Below are 25968 nucleotides of genomic sequence, written 5' to 3' on the forward strand. Positions count from 1 at the left end.
ACAACGCGCTGCAATTGCAGCGCGTTGTTATCAGGCCAGATGTAGACGGCGCATCAGGCTGGTGTTGGAGTCATCTTGACCTTCAGTGTATTCAGCAACGCCCGGAACATCAGCACTGCCAACAGAATGCCACTGCCGTACACCAGCCAGTTGGGCAGCATCCTGTGCTCCTCGCCCACCAGAGGCGTCACCTGAAAGCCGTAGCCGGCCACCAGGAAGTTCACCAGATAGCCAAACACCATGGCGGTACCAATGACCCCTCCCAGGTAGCCCCACAGGGCACGCCTGCCAAGTTCATTGCGCACCACTCCCAGGGTGGCGATGTTGGTCGCCGGGCCCGCCATCATAAACACCAGCACGGCACCGGGAGACACCCCCGCCAGCAACAGGCCAGCTGCAATCGGCGTCGAAGCGGTGGCACAGATATACATGGGCACAGACACCAGCACCATCAACGACATGGCCAGAATGCCATCCCCCCATTGCGACAGGTAGTGGGGCGGAACAAAGGTGTTCACCAGAGCCGCGAAGAACAGGCCGATAAGCAGCCACATTGTGGTGTCCTTTACCAGGTCATTACTGGCATAACGGATCCCCTGAACCATTCGGCTGAGTACGCCATCACCGACTTTCGGTGCCGCCTTGGACGCACAACACCCGGCTTCGTCCTTCGCCTGCTTTTTGCTGCTGCAGCAGCTGGAACTCTGTTGAGGTTTGGCTTCGGCCTGGGAGGCGCAGCAACTGGAGACTGGCTCAGGCGCAACCTCCTTCTTGGAGGAGCAACAGCTGGATACCGGCTCAGGCGCAGCCTCCTTCTTGGAGGAGCAACAGCTGGATACCGGCTCAAGCGCAGCCTGCTGCTTGGAGGAGCAGCAGCCAGATTTGGACTCCACCTTCAGTTGAGTCTGACCACCGGAGGCCATCAGCGAGCCCTGGCCCATGGGGCTCATCTTGGCTACCTTGGCCGGCGCTTTCTCCTCTTTGGGCGCTTCGTCATCCCTGCCAACCAGCAGGCCGGCCACCACTGCCGAGGTCACCGCCGCAACGGGGCGCACCACCGCCATAAAGGGGCCCAGCAGGACATAGGAGACCGACACCGAGTCCACACCGGTTTCCGGCGTCGACACCAGGAAGGAGGTGGTGGCACTCTTGGACGCACCCGAACGGCGCAGGCCCACCGCAGCCGGAATCACCCCACAGGAGCATAATGGCAAAGGCGCGCCAAACAGGGCGGCCTTCAGAGTGGTCTTGAAACCGTGCCCCCCCAACTGCTTGTTCATCCACTCCATGGGGACAAACATCTTAAGCATCCCCGCCAGGAACAGGCCCAGCAACAGCCAGGGCGCAGAATCCAGGAAAAGGTCCAGGAAATTTTCAATCAACAACATCTACTTGGTCTCCAGGGTGTCCAGGATGGAGCAGTGAATGGCACTCTCCGGCCCGCCACAGCATGCGTCCGCCAACTCCTGAAGGGAGTCTCTCAGGCGGGTCATCTCATCAATTTTGCGCTGCAACTCGGCCGCCTTGGCCTCTACCATCCCTTTCACATCGGCACAGGCCCAGTCTGAGCGACTGGCCTCGATGTTGAGCAGCTCCCGAATCTCCGTCAGGCTGAACCCCATCGCCTTAGCCCTCAAGATGAACTTAAGGTGGCGGGCATCCTCTTCGGTATACAGCCTGTAGCCTTTGTCGGATCGGGACGAAGGACTGAACAGGCCGTTCTTTTCATAAAACCTCAGGGTGTCGGCGGTGACCTCACAGGCCGTCGCCAGCTCGCCGATGCGGTACATGACAGACTCCAGATTCTTGACTTGAGTGGAGTATAAACCTTGGAGTTAGGTCTAAGGTCAAACCCTTTTTATATGGAAATGCACTTTTCTTATACGTGAACAAAAGTCGTGGATTGGGCCTGATTTCATGAGCATTTTGACGTACAATGCGCGCGACTCCATTAAGGTTGTACAGACCCCCTCAGAGGGTATTTCGCCAACACCTTACACCAAGGTGTTAGCGAAATATCTTCCCATAATAAGAGTCACCCTCAGGGTGACCCACTAACCCTACATGAAAGGATCTGTACCCTATGGAATCTGCACGTCCCATTCGACGCGCCCTGCTGAGTGTGTCTGACAAGACTGGTGTGGTTGAGTTCGCCCGGGCTCTGAGCCAACGCGGTGTTGAACTGCTCTCCACCGGCGGCACCGCACGCCTGCTGGCCGAGGCTGGTCTGCCTGTCACCGAAGTCTCCGACTACACCGGCTTCCCTGAAATGATGGACGGCCGGGTCAAAACCCTGCACCCCAAGGTACACGGTGGCATCCTCGGCCGCCGCGAAAAAGATGACGCGGTGATGGACACCCACGGCATCAAGCCTATCGACATGGTTGTGGTCAACCTCTACCCCTTTGCCCAGACCGTCGCCCGCCCCGACTGCTCCCTGGAAGACGCCATCGAGAACATCGACATTGGCGGCCCAACCATGGTGCGCTCCGCCGCCAAGAACCACAAAGATGTCACCATAGTGGTCAATGCTCACGACTACGGCAGAGTGATCGCAGAGATGGACAAGGGTGAGGGCTCACTCACTTACCAGACCCGCTTCGATCTGGCCATTGCCGCCTTCGAGCACACCGCAGCCTACGATGGCATGATCGCCAACTACTTTGGCACCATGGTCCCCAGCCACGGCGACAACAAAGAGGGCGATGACCAGTCCGTCTTCCCCCGCACCTTCAACCAGCAGTTCATCAAGAAGCAGGATATGCGCTACGGCGAAAACAGCCACCAGCGCGCCGCCTTCTATGTAGAGAATAACCTGCAGGAAGCGTCCGTGGCCTCCGCCACCCAGATTCAGGGTAAGGCACTCTCCTACAACAACATCGCCGACACCGATGCCGCACTGGAGTGCGTCAAGGAGTTCGACGCGCCCGCCTGCGTCATCGTCAAGCACGCCAACCCCTGTGGGGTAGCCCTGGGTGACAACCTCCTCGACGCTTATGACCGCGCCTTTAAGACCGATCCCACCTCTGCGTTTGGCGGCATCATCGCCTTCAACCAGGAACTGGACGGCGTAACCGCCCAGGCGATCATCGATCGCCAGTTCGTTGAGGTGATCATCGCACCCACCGTCTCCGACGAAGCCAAGGCCGTGGTGTCTGCCAAGCAGAACGTGCGTCTGCTGGAGTGCGGCCAGTGGCAGAGCAGGACCTCCGAGTTCGACACCAAGCGTGTCAACGGTGGTCTGCTGGTTCAGGACAGGGATCAGGGGATGGTCGGTCTGGACGACATCAAGGTGGTCTCCAAGCGTCAGCCTACAGAAGCCGAGCTAAAGGACCTGATGTTCTGCTGGAAGGTGGCCAAGTACGTCAAATCCAACGCCATTGTCTACGCCAAAGAGGGGATGACCGTGGGCGTGGGAGCCGGCCAGATGAGCCGCGTCTACTCCGCCAAGATCGCCGGCATCAAAGCCGCCGATGAGGGACTGACCGTACCCGGCTCGGTGATGGCCTCCGATGCCTTCTTCCCCTTCCGTGACGGCATCGATGCCGCCGCCGACGCGGGGATCAGCTGCGTGATTCAGCCCGGTGGCTCCATGAGAGACCAGGAAGTGATCGACGCCGCGGACGAACACGATATGGTGATGGTCTTCACCGGAATGCGCCATTTTAAGCACTAATGGCTTTGGGTTGACGCTTGCCCAAACCGCGAATTGCGGCGTCGCCCTCTGTCCTCGCCCCCCTCATTTGCAACAGCAAACTCAGGGGGCTGTGGAGAGGGCTTCTAGCACTTCATCGGTTTGGCCTGCGCTTGAGGGGTGGACCTGACTCCTGTTTGGAGCCCCCCTTCCCTTTATCGCAAAGGATTAAGAGATGAAAGTATTAGTTATTGGTAGCGGTGGTCGTGAGCACGCCCTGGCGTGGAAGGCGGCGCAGAACCCTGCTGTGGAGACGGTGTTTGTGGCGCCGGGCAATGCCGGTACCGCCACCGAGCCCAAGCTGGAAAACGTCAGTGTTTCCGGCAATGAGGCCCTGGTGGCCTTCGCCAAGGAGCAGGGTGTTGCCCTGACCATCGTCGGCCCGGAAGCGCCCCTGGTTGACGGGGTGGTGGACGCCTTCGAGGCGCAGGGACTGACCATCTTCGGCCCCAGTGCCGCCGCCGCGCAACTGGAAGGATCCAAGGCATTCACCAAGGATTTCCTGGCCCGTCACGACATTCCCACCGCCGAGTATCAGAACTTCACCGAGGTAGAGCCTGCTCTGGCCTACCTGAAGGAGAAGGGGGCCCCCATCGTCGTCAAGGCAGACGGCCTGGCCGCCGGCAAAGGCGTAATTGTTGCCATGACCCTGACCGAGGCCGAGGACGCGGTCAAAGACATGCTGGCGGGCAATGCCTTCGGCGATGCCGGCCATCGGGTGGTAATCGAGGAGTTCCTCGACGGTGAAGAGGCCTCCTTTATTGTCATGGTGGATGGAGACAATATCCTACCCATGGCCACCAGCCAGGATCACAAGCGCGTTGGCGACGGCGACACCGGTCCCAACACCGGCGGTATGGGCGCCTACTCCCCGGCGCCTGTGGTCACCCAGGCGATCCATGACCGCATCATGGCCGAGGTGATTCGCCCCACGGTAGAGGGCATGAAGGCCGAGGGCCACCCCTACAAAGGCTTCCTCTACGCTGGGCTGATGATCGATGCCGATGGCACTCCCAAGGTGATCGAGTACAACTGCCGCTTCGGCGATCCGGAAACCCAACCCATCATGCTGCGGATGCAGTCTGATCTGGTGGAGCTGTGTCTGGCCGCCTGTGCCGGCGAACTGGCTGGCAAGAGTGCCGAGTTTGATCCTCGCGCTGCGGTAGGCGTGGTCCTGGCCTCCGGCGGCTATCCGGCCAGCTACACCAAGGGCTTTGCCATCAGCGGTCTGCGTACCGATTATGCCGAGGGCGAGAAGGTGTTCCACGCCGGCACCAATGAGCAGGATGGCGCCATCGTCAACACCGGCGGGCGTGTGCTCTGCGCCACCGCCCTGGGCCAGACGGTCACCGAGGCACAACAGCGCGCTTATGTTCTGGCGGATGAGATCAGCTGGGACGGGGTATTTTGTCGACGGGACATCGCCTATCGGGCCATCGCCCGGGAACAGCAGTAATCGATAAGGGGGCCGCAGCAGCGGCCCTTTTTATTGCGACTTTCCTAAGAGGCTTTCGCGGACTTCTTCCGCGCCCGCTTTTTGCGGCTGCGATTGGAGATGGGAGTGACCTCCCGGTGCTTTCTTTTTCGGGGTACCAACAGAAATGCGACTGCCGCCGTTGCCAGAGCCAATAGCAGCACCACAGTAATGGCCGACTCCATCATCCTCTCCTTGAGACAGTGGTTACCTCTTCAGCATGCGCTCATTTGCTCAACCGGTCCATGGTGAAGCTCACAAACAGGGTATCGCAGTCCTACTTCATGCCCCGTTCCAGCTCCGCCAGATCCTCCAGCCAAACACGGAAACCAGCATCCATCTCCCTCCCCCATTCCCGCACCAGTGCCTGATACCTGGGGTAATCACCGCGCCGGGTCAGGGTCAGCATCTGCTCCACCCTATCTCGTTGATGTTCCATCATATAGCGCACCGCCAGATAGCCCCAGCCGTAGACACGCTCACTGCCGCCATTCAGGGTATAGCTGGTGTCAAACAACTCACTCAGGGTGAATTTGGGTTCCAGTACCAGAGAAGTGGCCCTGGGGTTGTCCCTGCCCTTGGCCACGTACTCTGCGACCCCTTCGGACCACCACACCAGATGGGGCAAAGGCGGTGAAGGCTGGGGACAGTACTCGGGCGCACTGTGGTCGTCGTGCAGACCCAGGCAGAAATCGCCGTAGAGGTTGAAGCGCCCATCCAGGTAGTGGACATACTCATGGGCCAGGTTCCAGATCTCGCCCCGTTTCTCATAGGCCACAAATTCGGCCTGGTTACCTGGCCTGCCGGGATGCCCCTCGAGATACATGCCTCCGTTATCACTGGGCACATCAAAGTGAGCGGTCACATGGGCCACATAGCTGTCCCTGTCCCCATAGATATTGGCCCGCATCGCCCCATTGTGATCGTGGGACACCGGCTTACCCCGGGTCGCAAACATCCGATGGAACCGGCTCTCCTGGCTGCCCAGCATGTCGCAGGCCTGCGTCTGCTGTTCCGCAGTCAAAGACTCGGACCGCAGGATCAGGGTGTCACTGCATCTGTGCACCTGCGACAGCACCTGCTCTATCGGGGGCACCGCAGGCCCCTCTGCCGCCCATGACGACGCACTCGCCATCAGCAGGCCGAAAGAAAACGAGCGGGAAATCATAGGGACTCCGAAACTGCATACAATATTCATAATTTTGCCTACCCGGAATGGCTAAGGCAAGCCCACGGAAACAGTTCTATTTTTTAGAATGAACCACCCACGATTTTGCGATATTAATTCTGATTTGTGAAATTAAAATGTGTTGCATCACTCACTTTCAGGAGACCTGTGATGATACGCAACAACGCCCAAGGCTACGGCTGGGTCACCATCGCTTTGCACTGGCTCTCCGCCCTGGCGGTGTTTGGCCTGTTCGGCCTGGGCCTCTATATGGTGGATCTGAGCTACTACGATCCCTGGTACCGCCAGGGGCCCTACATCCACAAGAGCCTGGGCCTGCTGCTGCTCGGCGCCACCGTGCTGCGACTGGTCTGGCGTTTCGCTAACCCGACGCCCAAGGCACCACAGGGACAGGGGAGAATGACCCGGGTGGCCGCCAAAGCCGGCCATGGCGCCATCTACCTGCTGCTCATTACCCTGCTGGTCTCAGGCTACCTGATCTCCACCGCCGATGGCCGGGCCATTGACGTCTTTGACTGGTTCAGTGTCCCCGCTCTGATCACCGGCCTGAGCCAGCAGGAGGAGATCGCCGGCACCCTCCATGAATACGCCGCATGGAGCCTGATGATCCTGGCGCTGGGCCACGGCCTGGCCGCCCTGAAACACCAACTCATCGACCGTGACAACACCCTGGGCCGCATGATCACCCCATCAAACTGAGCCCTGACCAACTAGAGAGACTACGACCATGAAAATGATCAACGCTGCCCTGCTGGGCTCCGCCCTGGCCTTCAGTTCCCTGGCCATGGCCGACGACTACGCCATCGATACCAAGGGGGCCCACGCCTCAATCAACTTTAAGATCAACCACCTGGGCTACAGCTGGGTGATTGGCCGCTTCGACAGCTTCAAAGGCAGCTTCAACTACGCCGACGGCGCTCCAGGCGCCTTCCGGGTGAGCATCGACACCGCCAGCGTCAACTCAAACCACGCTGAACGCGACAAGCACATCCGAGGCGATGATTTTCTGGAGGTGAAGCGCTTCCCCGAAGCCAAGTTTGTCAGCACCTCCTATGAGGCCAAAAACGCCGAATCCGGCGTGCTCCACGGTGATTTCACCCTGCGCGGCGTCACCAAGCCCATCTCCATCGACGTTCAGAAGATCGGCGAAGGCAAGGATCCCTGGGGAGGCTACCGCGTTGGCTTCGAGGGCAGCACCACCATCAAGATGAAGGACTACGGCATCCCAATGGATCTGGGGCCGCAGTCCGCCGAGGTGCAACTGGATCTGCATGTGGAGGGGATCAAGCTGTAACCCCCTTTTCCTTCAAGCCAACGTCATCATTTTCAGGGTCGGCTCGCCAACAGGCCGGCCCTTTTTTTCTCTGTCCGCCCCATTTGGTTTATACTCGCTGCAGTTTTGGCACCCATACCCTCGCGGTATGCCACCCCTCTTTCGGACACAGTTTTTCACCATGGTTAGAATAGGTCACTACAACCGCCTTTCCGTCGTTCGCCTCAGCGATTACGGCGTCTTCCTCGACGGCGGCAAGTTCGGTCACATCCTCCTTCCTCGCAAATTCGTTCCCGAGGGTACGGAGATCGGTACGGAGATTGAGGTGTTCCTCTATTTCGACTCCGAGGATCAGCTGATCGCCACCACCCAGAAGGCCAAAGCCTGCCTGGGCGAGTTCGCCCTGATGCAGGTGGTGGACGTCAACAACGCCGGCGCCTTCCTCGACTGGGGGCTGGATAAGGATCTGCTGGTCCCCTATAACCAGCAGAAGGTCCCACTGGAAAAGGGCCGCCACTATGTGGTGCACGTCTATCAGGATCACCACACCGAGCGTCTGGCCGCCTCCACCAAGCTGGATCGATTTGTGTCGGAACGCCCCGGTCGCTTCAAGCGGATGCAGAAGGTGGACCTGCTGCTGACCAATAAGACCGACCTGGGCTTTAAGGCGATCGTCAATGACAGCTATTGGGGCGTGCTCTATCACAATGAGATCTTCCGCGATGTCCGCGTCGGTCAACGCCTGACCGGCTACATCAAGTGGGTACGGGATGACGGCGGTGTCGACCTGACCCTGAATCCCCCCGCCGCCGAGGCGGTGGATCAGTTGGAGGCTCAGGTGCTCAAACACCTGGCCGACAACAAGGGGTTCAGCCACCTGGGCGACAAGGCGGATCCGGACGCCATCAAACGGGTGTTCAAGGTGAGCAAGAAGGTGTACAAACGCACCCTGGGCAGCCTGTTCAAGGCCGGCAAGATCAGCATAGACAGCGACGGCATCCGCCTGAAGGAGGAGAGCTAATGGCCCTGACCATCAGCTACACCTTCAAGGGCAAACAGAAGCGCATCGGCTATGCCAATGACAAGTACCACGACGCCTTCGAGGCGGTGGCCGCCGCCGAAGGGATCGACACCAGAGACTATCTGGCCATGGAGCAGGCGGTACGCATGTCCACCCGGGATAAGAAGACCATCCGCAATTTCCGGGATAACTACATCCGCCAGAAGGGCTTTACCGACATCACCGTGGTAAGGGATTAAAAAAAGGGGCTCAAACGAGCCCCTTTTTCATTTAGAGAGTCAGCTGGGCCCTGTGGGCCCACACCATGGTCTCCCCCCAGAGTGGCAGACTCCAGACGCCACTCTGGTCATCTTCGTAGACCTGATGCAGGGTCATCTGCTTCTTGGAGAGTACCGCCTTCTGGATCTCCCGGTAGATCACCGCCCCCTCTTCGGACAACTCCTCCGGCCGGCGGAAGTCCTGATCTTCCACCTGGATGAGGAACCGCTTGACGGTTCGGCCATCCACCTGGGTCTGTTGTACGCGGAAGGGACCGGAGAACTGATAGCGCATGCTGATCTCCCGGTTCAGCGCATCGGTGAAACAGGCGGCCACCAGCAGTTGCCCTTTGGATTCGGATTGGTACAGCACCGACAGACGAAGATCACCGCGCACGACGTTATCACTCTCTCCGTAGTAATAGACATCGGCCCGGTAGACATCCTCCAACAACCCATCGGTGGGTCCATCGAAACGGTCCAGCAGGATCTTGTTGTAGGTCACCTGCTCCATCCTCAGCTTGGTGTCCTGCAGCCACTTCAGATCCAGTGACGGCTGATAGCCATGGCGACGCACCAGGTTCAGCGGTTGCTTGTCCCGGCAGATACCATCGAAATCCGTGCACAGGGCGATGGAATCAAAGTCGGGACTCTGCTTCAGATAGCTCTGCTGAGCCTTCACCTCCGGCAGCATCTCGTCTACCCGCTCCCAGTTGGCGATAAACCTCTGCGGCGACACCTTGGGCAGGGTTTCCTCCTCCTCGAACACCACGTTATGAGCCAGGTTGGGGTGGGAACCCACCGTGAGCGGCTCACTGGAGATGGCGGCCACCGACGGCTGACTTATCAGCTTCAGCCAGTCCAGAGCATGAGACAACCCGCCGGAGAGGTGCAGGTAAGCCACGGCCGCCAGCGCCCCCCCCAATACCGGCCAGCGCCAGTTCAGGGTCATGACCGGCCTGGCAGTCGCTCGCCTCGGCTCATTGGCCAACATGGCCTCAGCCACGCCCCCCTGACTGACCTCAATCGGCGGTTCCGGAGTCTCCTCCACATAACAGAGACAGTAACCGTGCCTGGGGATGGTCTTGAGCTCGACATCCTGATGCCCCTCCAGCTTTCGCCTCAGGGTGCTGATGCACTGAGTCAGAGAAGACTGGGCCACGATCCTGCCTGGCCAGCCCACATCGGTGAGGCGCTGCTTGTCGATGACTTCGCCGTGCTCGGCCACCAGCAGTTTCAGCATCTCCAGCTCGGCAAAGGAGAGTGGATGAGTCAAGTTCCCTTTGCTGTCGAGCAGCAGACGACGCTCCTCGTCCACAGTCAGATACTTGGATACTTTCACATCGGTCCTCTTAACCCTGTTAGACGGCCTTGATTCAGGTAAAGGCTCAGCTTAACGACCATGATAATCCCAAATTGAAGTGGGTTTTATTCTGCACCTTCAGCTTTGTGATCCCGGCCCTGACTCAAAAAAGGCCCGGGTGATGAGGCCCGGGCCTTGGCTTACAGGGAAACGTTGCACACGCGGGCGTCAGCCCTTAGTTAAGACCGTGAACAGACTTGAGGTTGTCCAGGTTGTGACACACGGCGCAGGACTCTTCACCTGTGTACTCACCCTCGGCCACACCGAACTGGGCACCGTTCTGCTTCATGTGAGCCACCACCTCTTTGCGCACCTGGCGGCGGTCTTCACCGGCCTCGGGGGCACGCTTACCGTGACAACTCAGGCACACGGCTGCCGTGGGGGACACATAGGCATCGGCTTTGGCATCGACGGCGTAACGCTTGTTGCCGCTGGTGTCTTTGCCGTTGTCCGCATCCAGACCGTCATAGGTGTCCATGTAGTCCAGGTCCAGTGCCAGTGGCTTACGGCCCACCAGGTACTTGGCATCGAAGCTGTCCCCTTCGTGACACTTGACGCAGTTGGCCAGATCGGCGGAGTACTCGACGTTACGCACCCAGCCTTCACCGCCCTGGTTGGCGCGGTTGTTGGCGTGCATGGAGTGGATCCACACCTTATGGTCAGGGTGGCTCATGGTCAGCTGTTCCACGTAGTCCGCATCACCCTGCTTGGTGTGGGAATCACGGATCACCTGGGTCGGTGGGTTGTTGGCATTGTGGCAGGCCAGACACTCTTCACCGGCGTTGGAGGCGGTGGTCCAGTCACGCTCGCCCCGTGGACGGAGGTTCTTAACCATCACCTGCTCATCCAGTTGTCCGTCGCCGTCGTTGTCGATGGAACCGGACGCACAGGTGGTGCCGAAGAAGGCCGAGTCGGTTTTGGTTACCGGGTGGCAGCTGCGGCAGTTCAGGGTCATCTGAGCCATGCCATCGCTGTCGCGCTCGGTCATGCCGTGACAGGAACCACACTTCTCATTGGTCACCACCTGACGACGTGGACGCTCGGAGAGCATGCCCTGGTCATCGAAGAAGTGCAGCCAGTTGAAGCCCGCGGCACCCTGGCCCCAGACGCTGGAGGTTTCCTTACAGGACTCCAGGTTCTCACCCTTGGCATCCATACAGAACCAGATGCGAGGCGACACCATGCCGTAGCTGTCGCTCAGGTCACCGTCGAAGGTGTCGGTCAGGTCAAACGGACCAATCTCGAAGGTGGTCTCACCGTTCTCGTAGTTCAGTACGATGGGGGTGTCCACGTAACCGGGATACAGCTCTTTGTTGGTAAATACGCGCAGGATCTTACCGCGCTCCATGCCCATGTCATGGCCACCCCAGTTGATGTAGAACTCGGAGTAGTAGAAGAAATCTGCCTTATCCAGCTGCAGATTCATGGACTGGCCATCCTGATCACGGATGTCTACGGTCAGTTGCACATAACCGGTCTCAGCGGTATCCAGACCAGCGTCGATGTTGGCCTGGGCCTGAGGCACGGCCACCATCTTGGCGTCGGTCACCGTCAGGTGCACGTTTTCGCGACGAGAGGTCTGTCCCTGGTAGGTGGACAGGTGATTCATCTCGATCATCGATTCGCTGTGGCACACGGCGCAGGCGCTGTTGTCTTCACGAGGGCCACCGACGTGATTGGCACCGGTCTCGAAGTCCACGTCCGCGTGGCAGGTGGAGCAGGACTCGATGGTGGGCACCTGCTTCCAGTTGGCAAAGTCACTCGCCTCACCAGATTCGTTGTGGCAGTTGTCACAGCCCCCTACCGGGGCGGAGATCACCCCAATATGAACCTTGTGGGCCAGATTGGTGAACAGGGCCTCTTCACCGACCTTGTTGTCGGCGTGACAGGCGACACAGGTCTCCACCTCGGTGTATTTACCACCGTGGAAGTCCAGATCATCGTGACAGGAGGCACAGTTCTCCTCGGTCACCACGTTCTTGGAGTAGGAGGGAGTGTTGCCATCGGGGCGGAAGTCGTGAATCAGGTTGGCGTAAGGCACGTCGGTGCTGCCTACCGCTTCCCCACCGGTACGAACCACCAGACGCAGGCTCTTATCATCGGCGATGGTGAAGGCGGACTCGGCGGTCACATCCTTATCGAACTGGTAGCTGTAGGTACCATCCTTGTTGTCCACCAGGGTGCCACAACCGGAGTACTTACTGGCAGGGCAGCCTTCTGAGGCCAGCAATTTCCAGGCATGGGCATCGCCCTCCTGGCCTTGCTCCAGTCCAGAGAGGAGAAAGCCGAACTTATCCAGTCCGACCACGGGCAGCTCCTGCTCGTTGTCCACACTGAAATTCACCTGGGTGTGCTCACCCAGCTCGATGCCGGTGATGGTGACATCCAGGGACTTGGCACTGTCAGCGACAATCAGTCCAGGGGTGCCGGGTTGGCCAGGCTCGCCGGGGGCGCCGTCTTGACCATTTTTGCCATCGTCGCCGGAACAGCCGGTCAGGGCTGCGGCCAGCATGGTCGCCAGGCTGGCGACCTTAAAGTTGAGAGGTTTCATCATCATTTCCTTCAATCAGCGGTTTGATTGTTGCCCTTCTCAGGGGCAGGGAAACCTTAACGCCCTTGCTTCGGAGGCTCCGTGACCGGAGCGATTGCAAAAGTGATGAAAAAACAAACTGTGAAGCAGCCCCCGATGAAAGGCCGGTTTGCTGCTTGAAGGCAAGAGAAAGGATAAAAAACGGCCTATTTTTTGTTGCACAAAGGTAACGCCGATCCATTTTTGGGTGATTTGGGACACCTTTTGGGATCCCAAATCGCCCATTACCGCCGATTACTTACCAAAAAACGTGATTAGTCGCCAAATCAGAGCCGAGGGAACGAAAAAGATCTTCTCTCACTGGACATGGCGAGGTGCAAACACCGAACTTGGAAAGGTAAAGTCCTGTAAATTCACTCAAATCTGAACCCGAGCTGACCGATAAATGGGGAGTTCATTCTCTCGAGGATTTCAGGATGCAGGTCGGCAACAACTCCAGTCTTGCCCAATATCAAGCCAACTCCGCCACCCAGGCTCGTCAAGGTGAGACGCCGGAACAACCCCGTTCCCCTGACAGCGACCGTCCTCTGGGAGACGACATCTCCACCTTTGCCCACGGCGCCCTGGGTATGGATCATCCAGAGCGGATTGAAGCGATGGACGATGCCACCTATGAAGCAGGTCAGTACACCAAGGCAGCAATCGCCATAGGCGGCATCCTGCTGGCCATCGTCTAGGGGGGCTCCCCCCCTTCCCAACCCGGAAAAGCGTCGTCCCCTAAGATTCGCGGCCCGCATTGGCGGCCCCGCCTCCCGGCACCTATGCTTAGGTTTGTCCCATAAGGAGGCTCCCGATGAAGCAGCTACTGATTGCCTTGGCGCTGATGCTGAGTGCCTCAGCCCAAGCGCTCGACAGCACCTCACCTCAGGTTAAACTGCTCTATGGTATTCACGATACCGACGGCAATCTGGTGCATGCTCAGGAGGTGCTGGTGACTCTGGTGAAGCCCTATTACCTGAGGCTGGACAGGGGAACCGGCGGGCAGTTGGAACTGGTGATCAGCGTGGACGAGCTGGCGACCCGCCTCAGCATGTTCTCCCCCGAGCTCGGGGAGTGCGAGTTTACCCTGGAGCGAGAGTATGACGCCGGCACCTGCCACACCCACAACGGCAGCAGCATCACCCTGATGATAGATAAGTACAACCGTTAAAACGCCTCTTCTGAAACAACCACGCCGGGCAGATGCCCGGCGTTTCGCAATTAGGTGTTCTGACAGTCGGTCTCACAACTCAGAGTGGCGCAATCTCAGCCAGCCGCAGTTGCCAGATTTTCAATGACAGGGAAATTCATTAGCGTCCCTGACGCTGAGTCTTTGGGCGCCCCTGAGGCTTACCCCGCCCTGCAGAAGATCCTTTGCCTGCCGCTGTGGGCCGGTTTCCGCCGACCGCCGGCCCCTTGCGCTGCCCCTGCCCCGGTTTGCCCTTGGCGCCGCCGCGGTTGTCACCGGCAGCCCGGTTGGCCGCCTTGCGCGGCTGGTCGAACTGCTTGAGCCCGGTGTGCTTACTCAAGGCCGGCTTGCCTCGCCCTGCCTGACCTCTGGGCTTATGTCCCTCCGGCGGCACCAGGCAGTGGGGGCCATGGCCAATCAGCCTGGTCAGCCCCGCTTTCTTCAGGCCTTCCCGCACCAGAGGCCAGCCCTCGGGATCGTGGTAACGAAGAATCGCCTTGTGAATACGCCGCTCCCGTCCCCCTTTGGCGACGGTCACCCTGTCCGACTTGTGGCTCACCTTACGCATGGAATCCACCTCGGTGTGCCAAATGGCGGTGGCGTTGGCCAGGGGCGACGGATAGAAGTTCTGTACCTGGTCCAGTTTGAAGTTGTTCTCCTTCAGCCACAGGGCCAGGTTGGCCATATCCTTGATGCTGGTTCCCGGGTGAGCGGAGATGAAGTAGGGGATCAGGTACTGCTTCTTGCCCGCCTCCGCGGAGTACTTATCGAACAACTCCTTGAAGCGGTAGTAGCTGCCCATCCCCGGCTTGAGCATCTTGGACAGCGGCCCCTCTTCGGTGTGCTCAGGGGCGATCTTCAGGTAGCCGCCCACATGATGGCTCACCAGCTCCTTCACATAGCGAGGATCCTCCACCGCCAGGTCGTAGCGCACCCCGGAGGCGATCAGTACCTTCTTGATCCCCTTCACTTTGCGTGCCTTGCGGTACAGCTCGATGGTCGGGGTATGATCGGTATCCATATGGCCGCAGATATCCGGGTAGATGCAGGAGAGACGCCGACAGGTGGCCTCCGCCTTGGGACTCTTGCAGCGCAGGTGGTACATGTTGGCGGTGGGACCGCCCAGATCGGAGATCACCCCGGTAAAGCCCGGCACCTTCTCCTTGATCTCCTCGATCTCCCGGATCACCGATTCATGGCTGCGGCTCTGGATGACCCGCCCTTCGTGCTCGGTGATGGAGCAGAAGGAGCAGCCCCCGTAGCAGCCACGCATGATGTTAATGGAGGTCTTGATCATCTCATAGGCCGGGATGGTCTGGCCCTGGTACTTGGGGTGCGGCACCCGCTGATAGGGCAGGTCAAATACCCAGTCCATCTCGTCGGTCTCCAGGGGGATCGCCGGTGGATTCAGCCAGATATGACGGTCGCCGTGACGCTGCATCAGCGCACGGGCACAGCCCGGGTTGGTCTCCTGGTGAAACACCCGGGAGCTGTGGGCATAGAGCACCTTGTCCACCCGCACCTGATCATAGGCGGGCAGCAGGATGTACTGCTTCTCCCAGGGCTTGGGTTTGGCGGGCTGCACCGTGACCGCCTTGACCCCCTGCTCTTGCGCAGGCGTGGCCATATGACAGCCCACCTCATCGGCGCCGTAGGGGTTGGGGATGGGGTCAATCTTCCCCGGGGTGTCCAGGGTGGTGGAGTCTAGGCCACTCCAGCCCGGCAGGGCATCCTTGGTTAGGAAGCCGGTACCGCGGATGTCGCGCATCTCGGAGATGGGCTCACCCGCCGCCAGGCGGTGGGCCACCTCGATGATGGGACGCTCGGCGTTGCCGTAGATCAGCAGATCCGCCTTGGCGTCGAACAGGATGGCGCGGCGCACCTTGTCCTGCCAGTAATCGTAATGGGCGATGCGCCGCAGACTGGCTTCGATGCTGCCGATGGTCACCGGCACATCCTTGTACGCCTCCTTACAGCGCTGGGTGTAGACCACCACCGCCCGGTCCGGACGCTTGCCGTGAACATTGCCCGGGGTGTAGGCGTCATCATGGCGCAGTCGGCGATCCGCGGTGTAGTGGTTGATCATCGAGTCCATGTTGCCCGCCCCCACGGCGAAGAACAGGTTGGGCTTGCCCAGGCGCATGAAGTCCTGTTTCGAGGTCCAGTCGGGCTGATCGATCACCCCGACCCGGAACCCCTGAGCTTCCAGCATGCGGCCGACGATGCCCATGCCAAAGGAGGGGTGATCCACATAGGCATCGCCGGTAATGACGATGATGTCGCAGCTGTCCCAGCCCAATGCCTCCATCTCCTTGCGGGTGGTGGGCATAAAGGGAGCCGGACCGTAACTCTCGGCCCAGTATTTAGGATATTCAAACAGCTTGGTCTTTGCCTTGGGGATCATGGTGCACCTTTTCTCTTGCAGGGCGCGGATTGTAGCAGAGTGACGGGGCGCTGGCGATGGCCAGTTTTTAACCACTTAAAGTGTAGGGGATCCTATCCCCGGGCGGCTCTGGACTGGACGGTCAGTGAAATTTGCACAAGCCGGGGATGAATCAAGCCATTAGTCTGAAAATGACAGATTCCTGACTGACGCCGCCCGCTGCCACCGGGGACACGGCGCAGGCTGTCTAGTGCCTGTTGCTTATCGCCCTGTCGGCGATGCGGTCGATCAGCCCGGGGGCCACCAGCCTGAGCCAGCGGCCCAGCTTGCCACGCAGCGAGGTGATCAACAGTCGCTTGCGTGCGGCGATCGCCTCCAGGCACAGCTGGGCGCACTGCTCGGCGGTCATGATCTTCGCTTCCTGCATGGGGCTCTGCCCCAGAGGCTTACCATCCGGGCCGATGGCACGCTTATGGGTCTGGGAGAGCACGAAGTCGGGACAGATCACGGTAACGGCCACCCCTTGCGGCGCCAGTTCGATGCGCAGAGAGTCGAAAAAGCCGACCATGGCGTGCTTGGACGCGGCGTAGCCACTGCGGCTGGGGACCCCGGTAAGCCCGGCGACCGAGGCCACCGCCACCACCTGGCCACCGCTGGCCTTGAGAGCGGGCAGGGCCGCATGGGTCAGGTAGACGGCGCCAAGGTAATTCACCCGCATCAGGGTCTCGTAGATGGACAGGTCTTGCGCTTCGTCGAAGCGGCTCCACATGGTGATGCCGGCGTTATTGATCAGGATATCAACGCGGCCAAAGGCACCCAGGGTGTGCGCCACCAGGGCCTGACACTGAGATTGTTCGGCCACGTCACAGGCACACCACTCTGCCCCCTCCCCCAGCTCACCGGCCAGTTGGGCCAAGCGTTCTGAGCTTCTGGCCGCCAGCATCAGCCTGGCGCCGGCCCGATGCAAGGCGATGGCCAGGGCTCGGCCTATCCCTTCCGAGGCCCCGGTGAGTATGACAACCTTGTCCTGCACTCCCTGCATCTTGTCCCTCCCTGGGATGGATTAGGCTTTGTCGATTATGGCCAGGCCTGAGCCTGCTCCTCCGGCGGCGGCAGGTCCGGCTCATAGGTTTCCAGATCCTTGGGTCGGCCAATGCCATAACCCTGAGCGTAGTTGACCCCAATCATCTTCAATTGGTCGAGGGTGTCCTGATCCTCGACAAACTCCGCCACCGTCTCGATGCCGATGACCCGGCACACATCGTGAATCGATTTCACGATGGCGTAGTCCTTGGCGTTGGTGGCCAGGTTCCGGACGAAACAGCCATCGATCTTCACGTAATCCACCGGCAACTGCCGCAGATAGCCGTAGGAAGCAAAGCCGGAACCGAAGTCGTCCAGGGCGAAAGCGAAGCCGCGGCGGCGCAGGGCATGGAGGATCTCCAGTGCCCGGCTTTCGTTGGCAATGGCTGCGGTCTCGGTCACCTCGAAACAGATGCAGTGAGGCGGAATGTTCAGGCTCTTGGTGAGATCATCGATGTAATCCACCAGGCCCTCACTGGAGAGGGTGGTGCCGGAGAGGTTCACCGACAGCACCTGGATCTCCCACAGCTCGGGGTGACGGGCCAGCCACTCGAACGCCTTGCGCACCACGGCCCTGTCGACGGTCGGCATCAGGTTGAAACGCTCGGCGGCGGCAATAAACTGCCCGGGCGCCAGGATGCTGCCATTCTCTTCACGAATCCGCAGCAGAATCTCCATCCGGCGTCTGTGGGTCTTATGGGATATCGCCTCAATCGGCTGGAAGAACAGCACCAGGTTGTCGTTGATGATCGCCTCGTTGATCTTCATCGCCCAGGCGGGCGCATTGCGCTGGTGGGCCATATCCTGATCCAGGGAGTCGAAGAAGTGGATCTGACTCTCTCCCTTGGTCTTGGCGGCCTGACAGGCCAGTTCGGCATCCTTGAACACCTCCCTGGGGGTGCTCTCCAGCCCACGATGGAACGCCACGCCAATGTGAATGCCCACGGTATAACTGCCGGAGTCCCAATAAAGGGTGATGGCGCGAACCTTGTCCATCAGCACCTTGAGCTGGCGGGCGGCCTCCAGGGCGGTGGTGTTGGCCAGCACCAGGGCAAACTCATCGCCGCCGATACGGGCCAGGAAGTCGCCTTTGCGGATGCAGCGGGCCATCGCCTCTGAGACATCCTTGAGCATGCGGTCTCCCGCCTCGTGACCACAGCTGTCGTTGATCAGCTTGAAGCGGGCCAGGTCCATGTAGCAGATGGCATGCTGCCCGTCGTCGCTCTCCATATTCTGCAGATACTGGTCGAAACTCTGACGGTTGTAGAGCGAGGTGATCACATCATACTGGGCCTTACGTTTCAGCTCCCGCTTCAGCAGCTCGGAGCGGGTAATGTCCTTAAGGATCACCACGGCGCCCACACACTCCCCCTCCAGCTTATCCACCCGGGTGATGCTGAAGTCCACCATCCGCGCCAGCTGCTCCCGGGCCAGTTGTACCCGGCCCTCTTCATGAAGCTTGCCGCCATTGAGCAGGGCCACCAGCATGGCATCCAGCTGCGCGCCGGAGTTACCGGGCATGATGGCGGAGAGAGGTTTGTGCAGCACCTGCTCGGTATTGAGCCCCAGCAGCAGTTCCGCCACCGGACTGAGCTGAATCACCCGCCCCTCCTGATTGACCATAATGGCCGCATCCGACACCGCATTAAGGGCACTGTGATGGAATAGGTGACTGATCCCCACCTCTTCGGACAGGGTATTGATCAGTTGGGTCAGCTTGCGGGTGGCACTGCTGCCTTTGAGCTTCAAAGGCTTATGCCACAACTTGTTCTGCTGATGATTTTCCAGCGCGCCTTTCAGCTCCTGGGCCGGTACCAGCAACTGCCGCCACAACTGGAAGACCATCACCGCCAGCATCAGCAGTATCGCCCCAACGAACAGCGCCATCAGCGACCACAACAGGTGACTCTTCTGCACCCGCTGCCACTGATGGAAGGTGGCGGTCACCCAGAGGGGCTCACCGGAGAAGGTGGCCACAGGGATGCTGATGTTGCGGCCGACGCGTGACTCGGGCAACAGCTGCAACTCGCCGATGAGCTCGCTGGCGTGGCTCAGGGCCTTGAACCGCTCCGGAGTCAGCTCCTGAATCAGCGCCAGACCTCGCCAGGCTTTGGTCTGCGCCGGCAATACCACCACGGTATAGTAACGCGCTCCCAGCGCCATCACGCCACTGCGTTCATACTGGAAGGTGCCCACATTGAACAGGCGGGTGTACTTGTCCAGGATCCCCTGCTCGGTGCCAGTCGCCCGCACCCCATCGGGCAGCAGCAGACGAAGCTCGCCATGATGGTTGATCACCAGAGCAACACGGCCCTGAAGCCGGCTTTGCGCCAACAGGTGGTTTCTCAGGGGGGGCTGGGCCACCAGGACATCGGACAGATCCCGGCCCTGGCGACGTAACTCGGTCTCAAGTTCATCCACCACACCGGCCAGGGTACGACTGTGCAGATCGGCGGTCATGGAGGAGAGGCCGCTTTCCAGTTGCCAATAGAGGGCGCTACCGATAAAGATCAGTATCGGCAAGGCGATAACCGCAAGTTGTAGTGTAAAGCGCTTGGTTATGCTCATCGACGCCGGTGAGTCGGACCGCGACCTTTTGAAATGATGAAGGTCAAGTTACCGAAAATTCATGCCCTTTTAAATGGCAAATGCGAAATCGATATGGATTCTGATAGACAGGACGCGACAGAGCTCAAAAATGCTTCACAGGCATTGGCCAAACGCATAAGTCGCTGCCAGCTGTGCAAGGACGTCCTGCCTCTGGGGCCTCGCCCCGTAGTGCAGTTTTCCGCCAGCAGCAGGCTGCTCATCATAGGCCAGGCCCCCGGGCTCAAGGTACACAGCAGCGGCATTCCCTGGAATGATCCCAGCGGAGTGAGGCTGCGGGAGTGGATGAACCTGGAACCGGAGCGGTTCTACGATCCAGCCAAGGTGGCCATCATGCCCATGGGGTTCTGCTATCCGGGCCGGGGAAGGAGTGGCGACAATCCGCCGGATCCCCGCTGTGCCCCCCTGTGGCATCAGCAGATACAGGCGCTGATGCCCAGGATTCGGCTGACGATTCTGGTGGGCCAGTATGCCCAGCGGCACTACCTGGAGGGGTTCGACACATTGACCGAGAGCGTGCGCCGCTGGCGCACCCATTTGGAAAACGGCGTCATTGCCCTGCCCCACCCCTCTCCCAGGAACAATCTGTGGCTGAGACGAAACCCCTGGTTTGAAGCTGAACTGATAGCGCCGCTGCAACAGAGTGTGGCAGCGGCGCTAAGGGGACGTTAACCGAGGTAGCTTAACGGCAGTAGGCGGCGGCGATCCTGGCCCCCAGACGGGCGTTGTTCAGCACCAGCTGGATATTGGAGTCCAGGCTGTTGCCGCCGGTCAGCTCGCACACCCGCGCCAGCAGGAAGGGGGTAGACGCCTTGCCGCCGATGCCCTGCTCTTCCGCCTCCTTCAGGGCGGTTTCGATGGCGTCGGTAATCACCTGGGGCGCCATGGCATACTCTTCAGGAATGGGGTTCGCCACCACCACGCCACCTTTCAGGTCCATGGCCCACTTGGCCTTCAACGCTTCGGCAATCGCTTCCGGCGTGTCCAGGCGGTAGTCGATGCTGTGCTCGCTTTCACGGGTGTAGAACGCTGGCAGGCTGTCGGTCTGGTAACCCACTACAGGCACGCCCTGGGTCTCCAGGTATTCTCGGGTCAGGCCCAGATCCAGGATGGACTTGGCGCCGGCGCAGATAACGGCCACATCGGTGTTGGCCAGCTCCTGCAGGTCCGCAGAGATGTCGAAGGTCTCCTGGGCACCGCGGTGGACACCGCCGATACCGCCGGTGGCAAACACCTTGATGCCGGCCATGGCAGCCAGAATCATGGTGGCGGCGACGGTGGTCGCGCCATCTTTCTTAGCGGCAACGATAAAGGGGATATCGCGACGGCTCACCTTGGTCACCGCCTGGCCAGCCTGACCCAGGTGGCGAATCTGCGCCTCATCCAGGCCCACCTTCAGGCGGCCTTCGATGATGGCGATGGTGGCGGGAATGGCCCCCTGATCGCGAATCGCCTGTTCAACCATCAGCGCAGTTTCCACGTTTCGCGGGTAGGGCATACCGTGAGAGATGATGGTGGACTCCAGGGCGACAACCGGCTGGTTGTTGGCCAGGGCTTGTGCCACTTCAGGCTGGATATCCAGATACTGCTCTAACATGATTGAGTCTCCTCCAGCAGACGCTCGACCGCCTGCTCTGACATGGTTGAATTGATGGTGTTGTCGGCAATCAGCGCCAAACGCGCCGCGCCTAGGGCAAAGTCGACACTGCGGTCCCATTGCCATTGAGTCATAAATCCGTGGGTCAAGCCTGCCATCAGGGCATCGCCGGCCCCGGTAACATTGTTGACCTGGGTGGCCGACGCCGGAATAAAGCGGTGCTGCTGACCGTCGCTGGCGAAGGCCCCTTCGGCCCCCAGGCTGATCAGCAACCGCTGAACCCCTTTGTCGTGCAGGGCCGCCGCCACATCGGGCAGATCTTCCGAGCGGTTCAGCTCCCGGCCTGCCAGCAGGGCGGCTTCCATGCGGTTCGGTTTCAGGGTGTGGATCTTCTCCAGGAACGGGACCAGTTTGCCGGCCTTCACCGTGGAAACCGGGTCCACCAGGATGGGGGTGTCACCATGGCGGTCAAACAGATACTCCAGGGCATCCTGGCTCAGGTTGGCATCCAGCACCAGAGCGCTGGCGCGCTTGAAGATGCCATCTCGTTTGGCCAGTTGCCCGGCACCCAGGCGTTCAATGAGCGACATGTCGTTCAGCGCCACCTGCATCTCGCCGTCCGGACCGTGGATCGACAGGTAGCTGCTGGTGGTGGCACCGGCGACGGTCAGGCAGTGGTCGACGCCGACCCCGGCTTCACGACACGCCTGTTTCAACTGCTCACCCCAGTTGTCGTCCCCAAGGGCGCCCACAAACTGGACCCGGCTGCCCAGGCGTCCCAGGTTATCGGCAATGTTTCGGCCCACACCACCGGCGCTGCAGGTGAGGTGGCCGGGATTGGAGTCTCCACTGACCAGGGGCGCGTCGGAACGGCCACAGAGGTCCATGTTGGCCCCCCCAATCACCACGGCGTATTGCTCCGGGGCCAGGATGTAGCCTTTGCCCTGAATCGCCCCCTTGCGGGTGAGGTTCATGATGTGCCCGGCCACCGCGCTGCGGCTGATGCCAAGGCGGTCCGCCAGCTCCTGCTGGGGGATAAGGGGGTCCTGACGCAGTATGGTCAGAATCTGAGATTCCCGCTCGGTCATAAACACTTGTCCGGTTAACAAACTTATGTTTGACATGGTGAACCATCGGCAGGAAAAAGGGAAGGGGTATTTTTGCGATCCGCTCTAAAAAAAGGCGATAAAAAAACCCGGCGCAGGGCCGGGTTTTTCTTCATGCATATCTGAATCTTACTTGTGGTAGGGCTCAGACAGCTCGTGAACAGCGCGGATAAAGGCGCCGGCGTTCTCCGGATCCACATGCTGGTGAATGCCGTGACCCAGGTTGAACACGTGGCCGTTACCAGGACCGAACTCTTCCAGGATGCGGGACACCTCGCCACGGATCTTGTCCGCAGGCGCGTACAGCCAGGAGGGGTCCATGTTGCCCTGCAGGGCCACCTTGTCACCCACACGCTGACGGGCCGCCTTCATGTCGACGGTCCAGTCACAGCCGACGGCGTCACAACCGGTGGCAGCGATGTCTTCCAGCCACTGACCACCACCTTTGGTGAACAGCACTACGGGTACCTTACGGCCATCGTTCTCACGGATCAGACCGTCAACGATCTTCTGCATGTACTGCAGGGAGAACTCGCGGTAAGCCGGGCCGGACAGCGCGCCGCCCCAGGTATCGAAGATCTGTACGGCCTGGGCGCCCGCTTTGATCTGGGCGTTCAGGTAGAGGATGACGGAATCGGCCAGCTTATCCAGCAGCATGTGCAGGGTGGCAGGCTCAGCAAAAGCCATCTTCTTGATCTTGGCGAAGTCTTTGGAGCTGCCGCCTTCAACCATGTAGGTTGCCAGGGTCCAGGGGCTGCCGGAGAAGCCAATCAGAGGCACTTCACCCTTCAGCTCACGACGGATGGTGCGAACCGCGTCCATCACGTACTTCAGCTCACCTTCTGGATCAGGAATCGGCAGCTTCTCAATCACCGCCTTGCTGTCGCACAGGGTTTCGAAACGTGGGCCCTCGCCCTGTTCAAAGTAGAGACCCAGACCCATGGCATCTGGCACGGTCAGGATGTCGGAGAACAGGATGGCGGCATCCAGAGGGTAGCGACGCAGAGGCTGCAGGGTCACCTCGCAAGCCAACTCGGCATTGCGACACAGGGACATGAAATCGCCGGCCTCGGCGCGAGTGGCGCGGTACTCAGGCAGGTAGCGTCCAGCCTGACGCATCATCCATACCGGGGTTTTATCTACGGGCTGGCGCAGCAGCGCACGCAAGTAACGATCGTTTTTCAACTCGGACATTTCGCTCATCCCTAACACGCAAGCGGTTCAAAAAGTGGCGCTATTGTAGCACCTGGACACAGCTTTATGACCACGGAGACGTGAGGAGATTCGCAAAATTTGTGGTCAAAAGTTTGAACTGCGACTCAAATTCAATGGGAACTTATTCGTAACAAGCTATTGCACCTCCCCCTCGCCTTTGGTATAAAAATAGCGCGCTAGCAAATAACGCAGAAGCTCGCGGCAAGCGAGCCCTGAAAGACCATATCTTCGGCCCCACAGCATTGCTGTGGGGTTTTTTATTGTACTGCCATCCCAATACACCACAATCTGCCCCTGCCGCTCTCAGTTCTGTTGGACTAGGTCAAAAAAAACATTGATCAACTGCCCTTCCATTACTTAAATTTGAATCAATAGGATCGCAGAACAAGAGGGACAGGCTATGTTAACCAGACTCCAGAATGCGGTAGATCAGTGGGGGGGCAAGAACACACTCATTGACCAGTGGCTGAACAATCGGCGTCAGCTGCTGATCCACTACTGCCAATTGGCTAACCTGCCTCCCTACGACAACGCCCCTCATCTGCCCGACCCCGGTGGGGTCCACCACTTCTGCAACCTGCTGGTCGACTATGTCTCCGAAGGCCACTTCGAGGTCTACGACCAGGTGGTGTCCGAGTGCGAAAAGCACGGCGAGGAGTGCCGCCAGCTGGCCAGCCGCATCGTCCCCCAGATCGCCAAGAGCACCGACGTCGCCCTGGACTTCAACGACAAGTTTGGCGTGCCCTTCGACGATGAAGATGAACGGATGATGGAGCTGGATGAGTCGCTCTCCCGCCTGGGCCAGGCGATGGAGGAGCGCTTCGCCTTCGAAGACACCTTGCTGGATACCCTTCACCGCCACTACAGCGAAGAGCTTCAGCCCCAGTCCTGACCCTGCGATGACCCACAAAAAAGGGCTGTGTCTTATGTAACTGTTGCACCCCACCCAGCAACTTCGCTAAGACACTGCCTTTGATTCAATTGGTACCGGTAGCGGTCCAGCATTCGGTGCCATCCCAAGTAGTTGTGCAGATATTTAGTCGCTACACCTCGAAATCGCACCATCCAACTTTTCAATCGACTGTCGTAGGCGTTCACATTCTGTATGTGGAATGGCCCTCGCTTTCTCGGCCCTGATGCCTTAATCGTTTCATGCTTTATTCCCGCTCTTTTCGCGTACGCAGCGTAGACCGATGCCCTGTCGGTACATAGACAAGCATCCATCGATAACACCGAACTCAGGGCGGCACCGACATGTTTTGCATCAAGTCTTTCCAGCATGAAATCCGCAGTTTGCCCAGACCTGTCTCGCACAATGAGAACAGAAACCTGGTCTTCGCTTCCTCCACCTTTGGTTTTACTTACTCCGCCGCGGACGCGGGCAGGTCGCTCTAACGTTTTCTGGCCTTTGTTCGACTTCAGAAAGAAGGTTTCATCGGCTTCAACGATACCATGCTCTTGGGTAGCTTGTTTGTTGGCAATGAACTTGAGAAACCGGTGGCGCCAGAGAAAGGCCGTGTTCTTGTTTATTCGGCACTCTTTTGCAGAGCGCCGGACGGTGAAGCCATCAATCAAACACTGAGCATACGCCAGCCAATGCTCCTTTTTCCGCAAGCGAGCCAAGGGAGTGCCAGTTAATGGGTTGAAGGTTTTGCTACAGGACTTGCAACGATATCGAGGAAGACCGTGGCTTGAGCCCCAAGGACGCAACTCAACAGAGTGGCAATGGGGACAACTATCTGGATGATTCTCTATGAGAAATGCGCTGGCAGAGGCGCCATCAAAGCAAAGAAGATTGAGTAGCTGTTCGCGCTGGCTTGGCGACAGCTCCTCAATATGGTGAAGCAACTGTGTGAATTGCTGCTGTTTCATACCTGAACTCCCAAAGCGGAGAGGTACCTTAAGTATACGCCTTCAACAGCTAACTAAAACACAGCCCAAAAAAGCC

22 protein-coding genes are annotated in these 25968 nt (G+C 59.4%); 10 read left to right on the forward strand and 12 right to left on the reverse strand.

Annotated features, from left to right (window positions below; translation table 11 throughout):
* Nucleotides 1-53 precede the first annotated feature (53 nt).
* Both G505_RS0113660 and zntR read right to left on the reverse strand, forming a co-directional pair.
* On the reverse strand, nucleotides 54-1385 hold the full coding sequence (locus tag G505_RS0113660) for an SO_0444 family Cu/Zn efflux transporter (RefSeq protein WP_028110070.1): 1332 nt from the start codon (nucleotides 1383-1385) through the stop codon (nucleotides 54-56).
* Nucleotides 1386-1388: 3 nt separating this feature from the next.
* Entirely contained in the window at nucleotides 1389-1790 is a 402-nt protein-coding gene (gene zntR / locus G505_RS0113665) for a Zn(2+)-responsive transcriptional regulator (RefSeq protein WP_028110071.1), read from the reverse strand.
* Nucleotides 1791-2083: 293 nt separating this feature from the next.
* On the opposite strand from zntR, the gene purH reads away from it, so the two are divergent.
* Complete coding sequence (purH, locus tag G505_RS0113670; RefSeq protein WP_028110072.1) at nucleotides 2084-3676, forward strand: bifunctional phosphoribosylaminoimidazolecarboxamide formyltransferase/IMP cyclohydrolase; 1593 nt, start codon at nucleotides 2084-2086, stop codon at nucleotides 3674-3676.
* Nucleotides 3677-3869: 193 nt separating this feature from the next.
* Nucleotides 3870-5150, forward strand: a complete 1281-nt coding sequence (gene purD, locus G505_RS0113675; protein WP_028110073.1) for a phosphoribosylamine--glycine ligase — start codon at nucleotides 3870-3872, stop codon at nucleotides 5148-5150.
* 295 nt (nucleotides 5151-5445) lie between these two features.
* Here purD and G505_RS21565 read toward each other — a convergent pair whose 3' ends face one another.
* Complete coding sequence (locus G505_RS21565; protein ID WP_035385413.1) at nucleotides 5446-6336, reverse strand: collagenase; 891 nt, start codon at nucleotides 6334-6336, stop codon at nucleotides 5446-5448.
* Between the two features lie 171 nt (nucleotides 6337-6507).
* On the opposite strand from G505_RS21565, the gene G505_RS0113690 reads away from it, so the two are divergent.
* From G505_RS0113690 to G505_RS0113705, 4 genes are all read left to right on the forward strand, one after another.
* Nucleotides 6508-7056 carry a cytochrome b gene (locus G505_RS0113690; protein WP_028110074.1) on the forward strand — a complete coding sequence of 183 codons (549 nt, stop codon included), beginning with the start codon at nucleotides 6508-6510 and terminating at the stop codon, nucleotides 7054-7056.
* Nucleotides 7057-7084: 28 nt separating this feature from the next.
* Entirely contained in the window at nucleotides 7085-7651 is a 567-nt protein-coding gene (locus G505_RS0113695) for a YceI family protein (protein WP_028110075.1), read from the forward strand.
* A gap of 160 nt (nucleotides 7652-7811) precedes the next feature.
* Nucleotides 7812-8651 carry a CvfB family protein gene (locus tag G505_RS0113700; protein WP_028110076.1) on the forward strand — a complete coding sequence of 280 codons (840 nt, stop codon included), beginning with the start codon at nucleotides 7812-7814 and terminating at the stop codon, nucleotides 8649-8651.
* Nucleotides 8651-8890, forward strand: coding sequence for a DUF2960 domain-containing protein (locus G505_RS0113705; RefSeq protein WP_028110077.1), 240 nt, complete (start codon nucleotides 8651-8653; stop codon nucleotides 8888-8890). The genes G505_RS0113700 and G505_RS0113705 overlap by 1 nt, the downstream gene beginning before the upstream one ends.
* Before the next feature lie 31 nt (nucleotides 8891-8921).
* Here the strand turns inward: G505_RS0113705 and G505_RS0113710 are convergent, their stop codons facing one another.
* A complete protein-coding gene (locus tag G505_RS0113710) occupies nucleotides 8922-10250 on the reverse strand; it encodes a transcriptional regulator (protein WP_028110078.1) in 1329 nt (442 codons plus the stop codon).
* A 196-nt stretch (nucleotides 10251-10446) separates the two neighbouring features.
* The gene (locus G505_RS0113715) at nucleotides 10447-12822 is read right to left on the reverse strand and encodes a multiheme c-type cytochrome (protein WP_028110079.1); all 2376 of its coding nucleotides are present in this window, start codon (nucleotides 12820-12822) and stop codon (nucleotides 10447-10449) included.
* Nucleotides 12823-13277: 455 nt separating this feature from the next.
* Here G505_RS0113715 and G505_RS21570 point away from each other — a divergent pair, with 455 nt between their 5' ends.
* Both G505_RS21570 and G505_RS0113725 read left to right on the forward strand, forming a co-directional pair.
* On the forward strand, nucleotides 13278-13538 hold the full coding sequence (locus G505_RS21570; RefSeq protein WP_035385414.1) for a hypothetical protein: 261 nt from the start codon (nucleotides 13278-13280) through the stop codon (nucleotides 13536-13538).
* A gap of 116 nt (nucleotides 13539-13654) precedes the next feature.
* Nucleotides 13655-14011 (forward strand): hypothetical protein, encoded by a 357-nt coding sequence (locus G505_RS0113725; protein WP_028110080.1) that lies wholly within the window; start codon nucleotides 13655-13657, stop codon nucleotides 14009-14011.
* Between the two features lie 139 nt (nucleotides 14012-14150).
* On the opposite strand, the gene G505_RS0113730 is transcribed toward G505_RS0113725, so the two are convergent.
* From G505_RS0113730 to G505_RS22495, 3 genes are all read right to left on the reverse strand, one after another.
* Complete coding sequence (locus G505_RS0113730; protein ID WP_028110081.1) at nucleotides 14151-16433, reverse strand: YgiQ family radical SAM protein; 2283 nt, start codon at nucleotides 16431-16433, stop codon at nucleotides 14151-14153.
* 226 nt (nucleotides 16434-16659) lie between these two features.
* The gene (locus G505_RS0113735) at nucleotides 16660-17454 is read right to left on the reverse strand and encodes an SDR family oxidoreductase (RefSeq protein WP_028110082.1); all 795 of its coding nucleotides are present in this window, start codon (nucleotides 17452-17454) and stop codon (nucleotides 16660-16662) included.
* Nucleotides 17455-17489: 35 nt separating this feature from the next.
* Nucleotides 17490-20063, reverse strand: coding sequence for a putative bifunctional diguanylate cyclase/phosphodiesterase (locus tag G505_RS22495; protein ID WP_084643994.1), 2574 nt, complete (start codon nucleotides 20061-20063; stop codon nucleotides 17490-17492).
* Between the two features lie 93 nt (nucleotides 20064-20156).
* On the opposite strand from G505_RS22495, the gene G505_RS0113745 reads away from it, so the two are divergent.
* Nucleotides 20157-20774, forward strand: coding sequence for a uracil-DNA glycosylase family protein (locus G505_RS0113745; RefSeq protein ID WP_051216219.1), 618 nt, complete (start codon nucleotides 20157-20159; stop codon nucleotides 20772-20774).
* Nucleotides 20775-20784: 10 nt separating this feature from the next.
* Here the strand turns inward: G505_RS0113745 and G505_RS0113750 are convergent, their stop codons facing one another.
* From G505_RS0113750 to hemE, 3 genes are all read right to left on the reverse strand, one after another.
* Nucleotides 20785-21699 (reverse strand): pseudouridine-5'-phosphate glycosidase, encoded by a 915-nt coding sequence (locus tag G505_RS0113750; RefSeq protein WP_028110084.1) that lies wholly within the window; start codon nucleotides 21697-21699, stop codon nucleotides 20785-20787.
* On the reverse strand, nucleotides 21693-22787 hold the full coding sequence (locus tag G505_RS0113755; protein WP_028110085.1) for a PfkB family carbohydrate kinase: 1095 nt from the start codon (nucleotides 22785-22787) through the stop codon (nucleotides 21693-21695). Before G505_RS0113755 ends, G505_RS0113750 begins: the two co-directional genes overlap by 7 nt.
* Before the next feature lie 147 nt (nucleotides 22788-22934).
* Nucleotides 22935-23999, reverse strand: coding sequence for a uroporphyrinogen decarboxylase (gene hemE, locus G505_RS0113760; protein ID WP_028110086.1), 1065 nt, complete (start codon nucleotides 23997-23999; stop codon nucleotides 22935-22937).
* 421 nt (nucleotides 24000-24420) lie between these two features.
* Between hemE and G505_RS0113765 the strand changes: the two genes are divergently transcribed.
* A complete protein-coding gene (locus G505_RS0113765; RefSeq protein ID WP_028110087.1) occupies nucleotides 24421-24912 on the forward strand; it encodes an Rsd/AlgQ family anti-sigma factor in 492 nt (163 codons plus the stop codon).
* A 32-nt stretch (nucleotides 24913-24944) separates the two neighbouring features.
* Here G505_RS0113765 and G505_RS0113770 read toward each other — a convergent pair whose 3' ends face one another.
* Nucleotides 24945-25892 (reverse strand): IS1595 family transposase, encoded by a 948-nt coding sequence (locus tag G505_RS0113770; RefSeq protein WP_028107711.1) that lies wholly within the window; start codon nucleotides 25890-25892, stop codon nucleotides 24945-24947.
* Between the last annotated feature and the right edge of the window lie 76 nt (nucleotides 25893-25968).

It is taken from the genome of Ferrimonas futtsuensis DSM 18154, assembly GCF_000422645.1.
GTDB classification, from domain to species: Bacteria; Pseudomonadota; Gammaproteobacteria; order Enterobacterales; family Shewanellaceae; genus Ferrimonas; species Ferrimonas futtsuensis.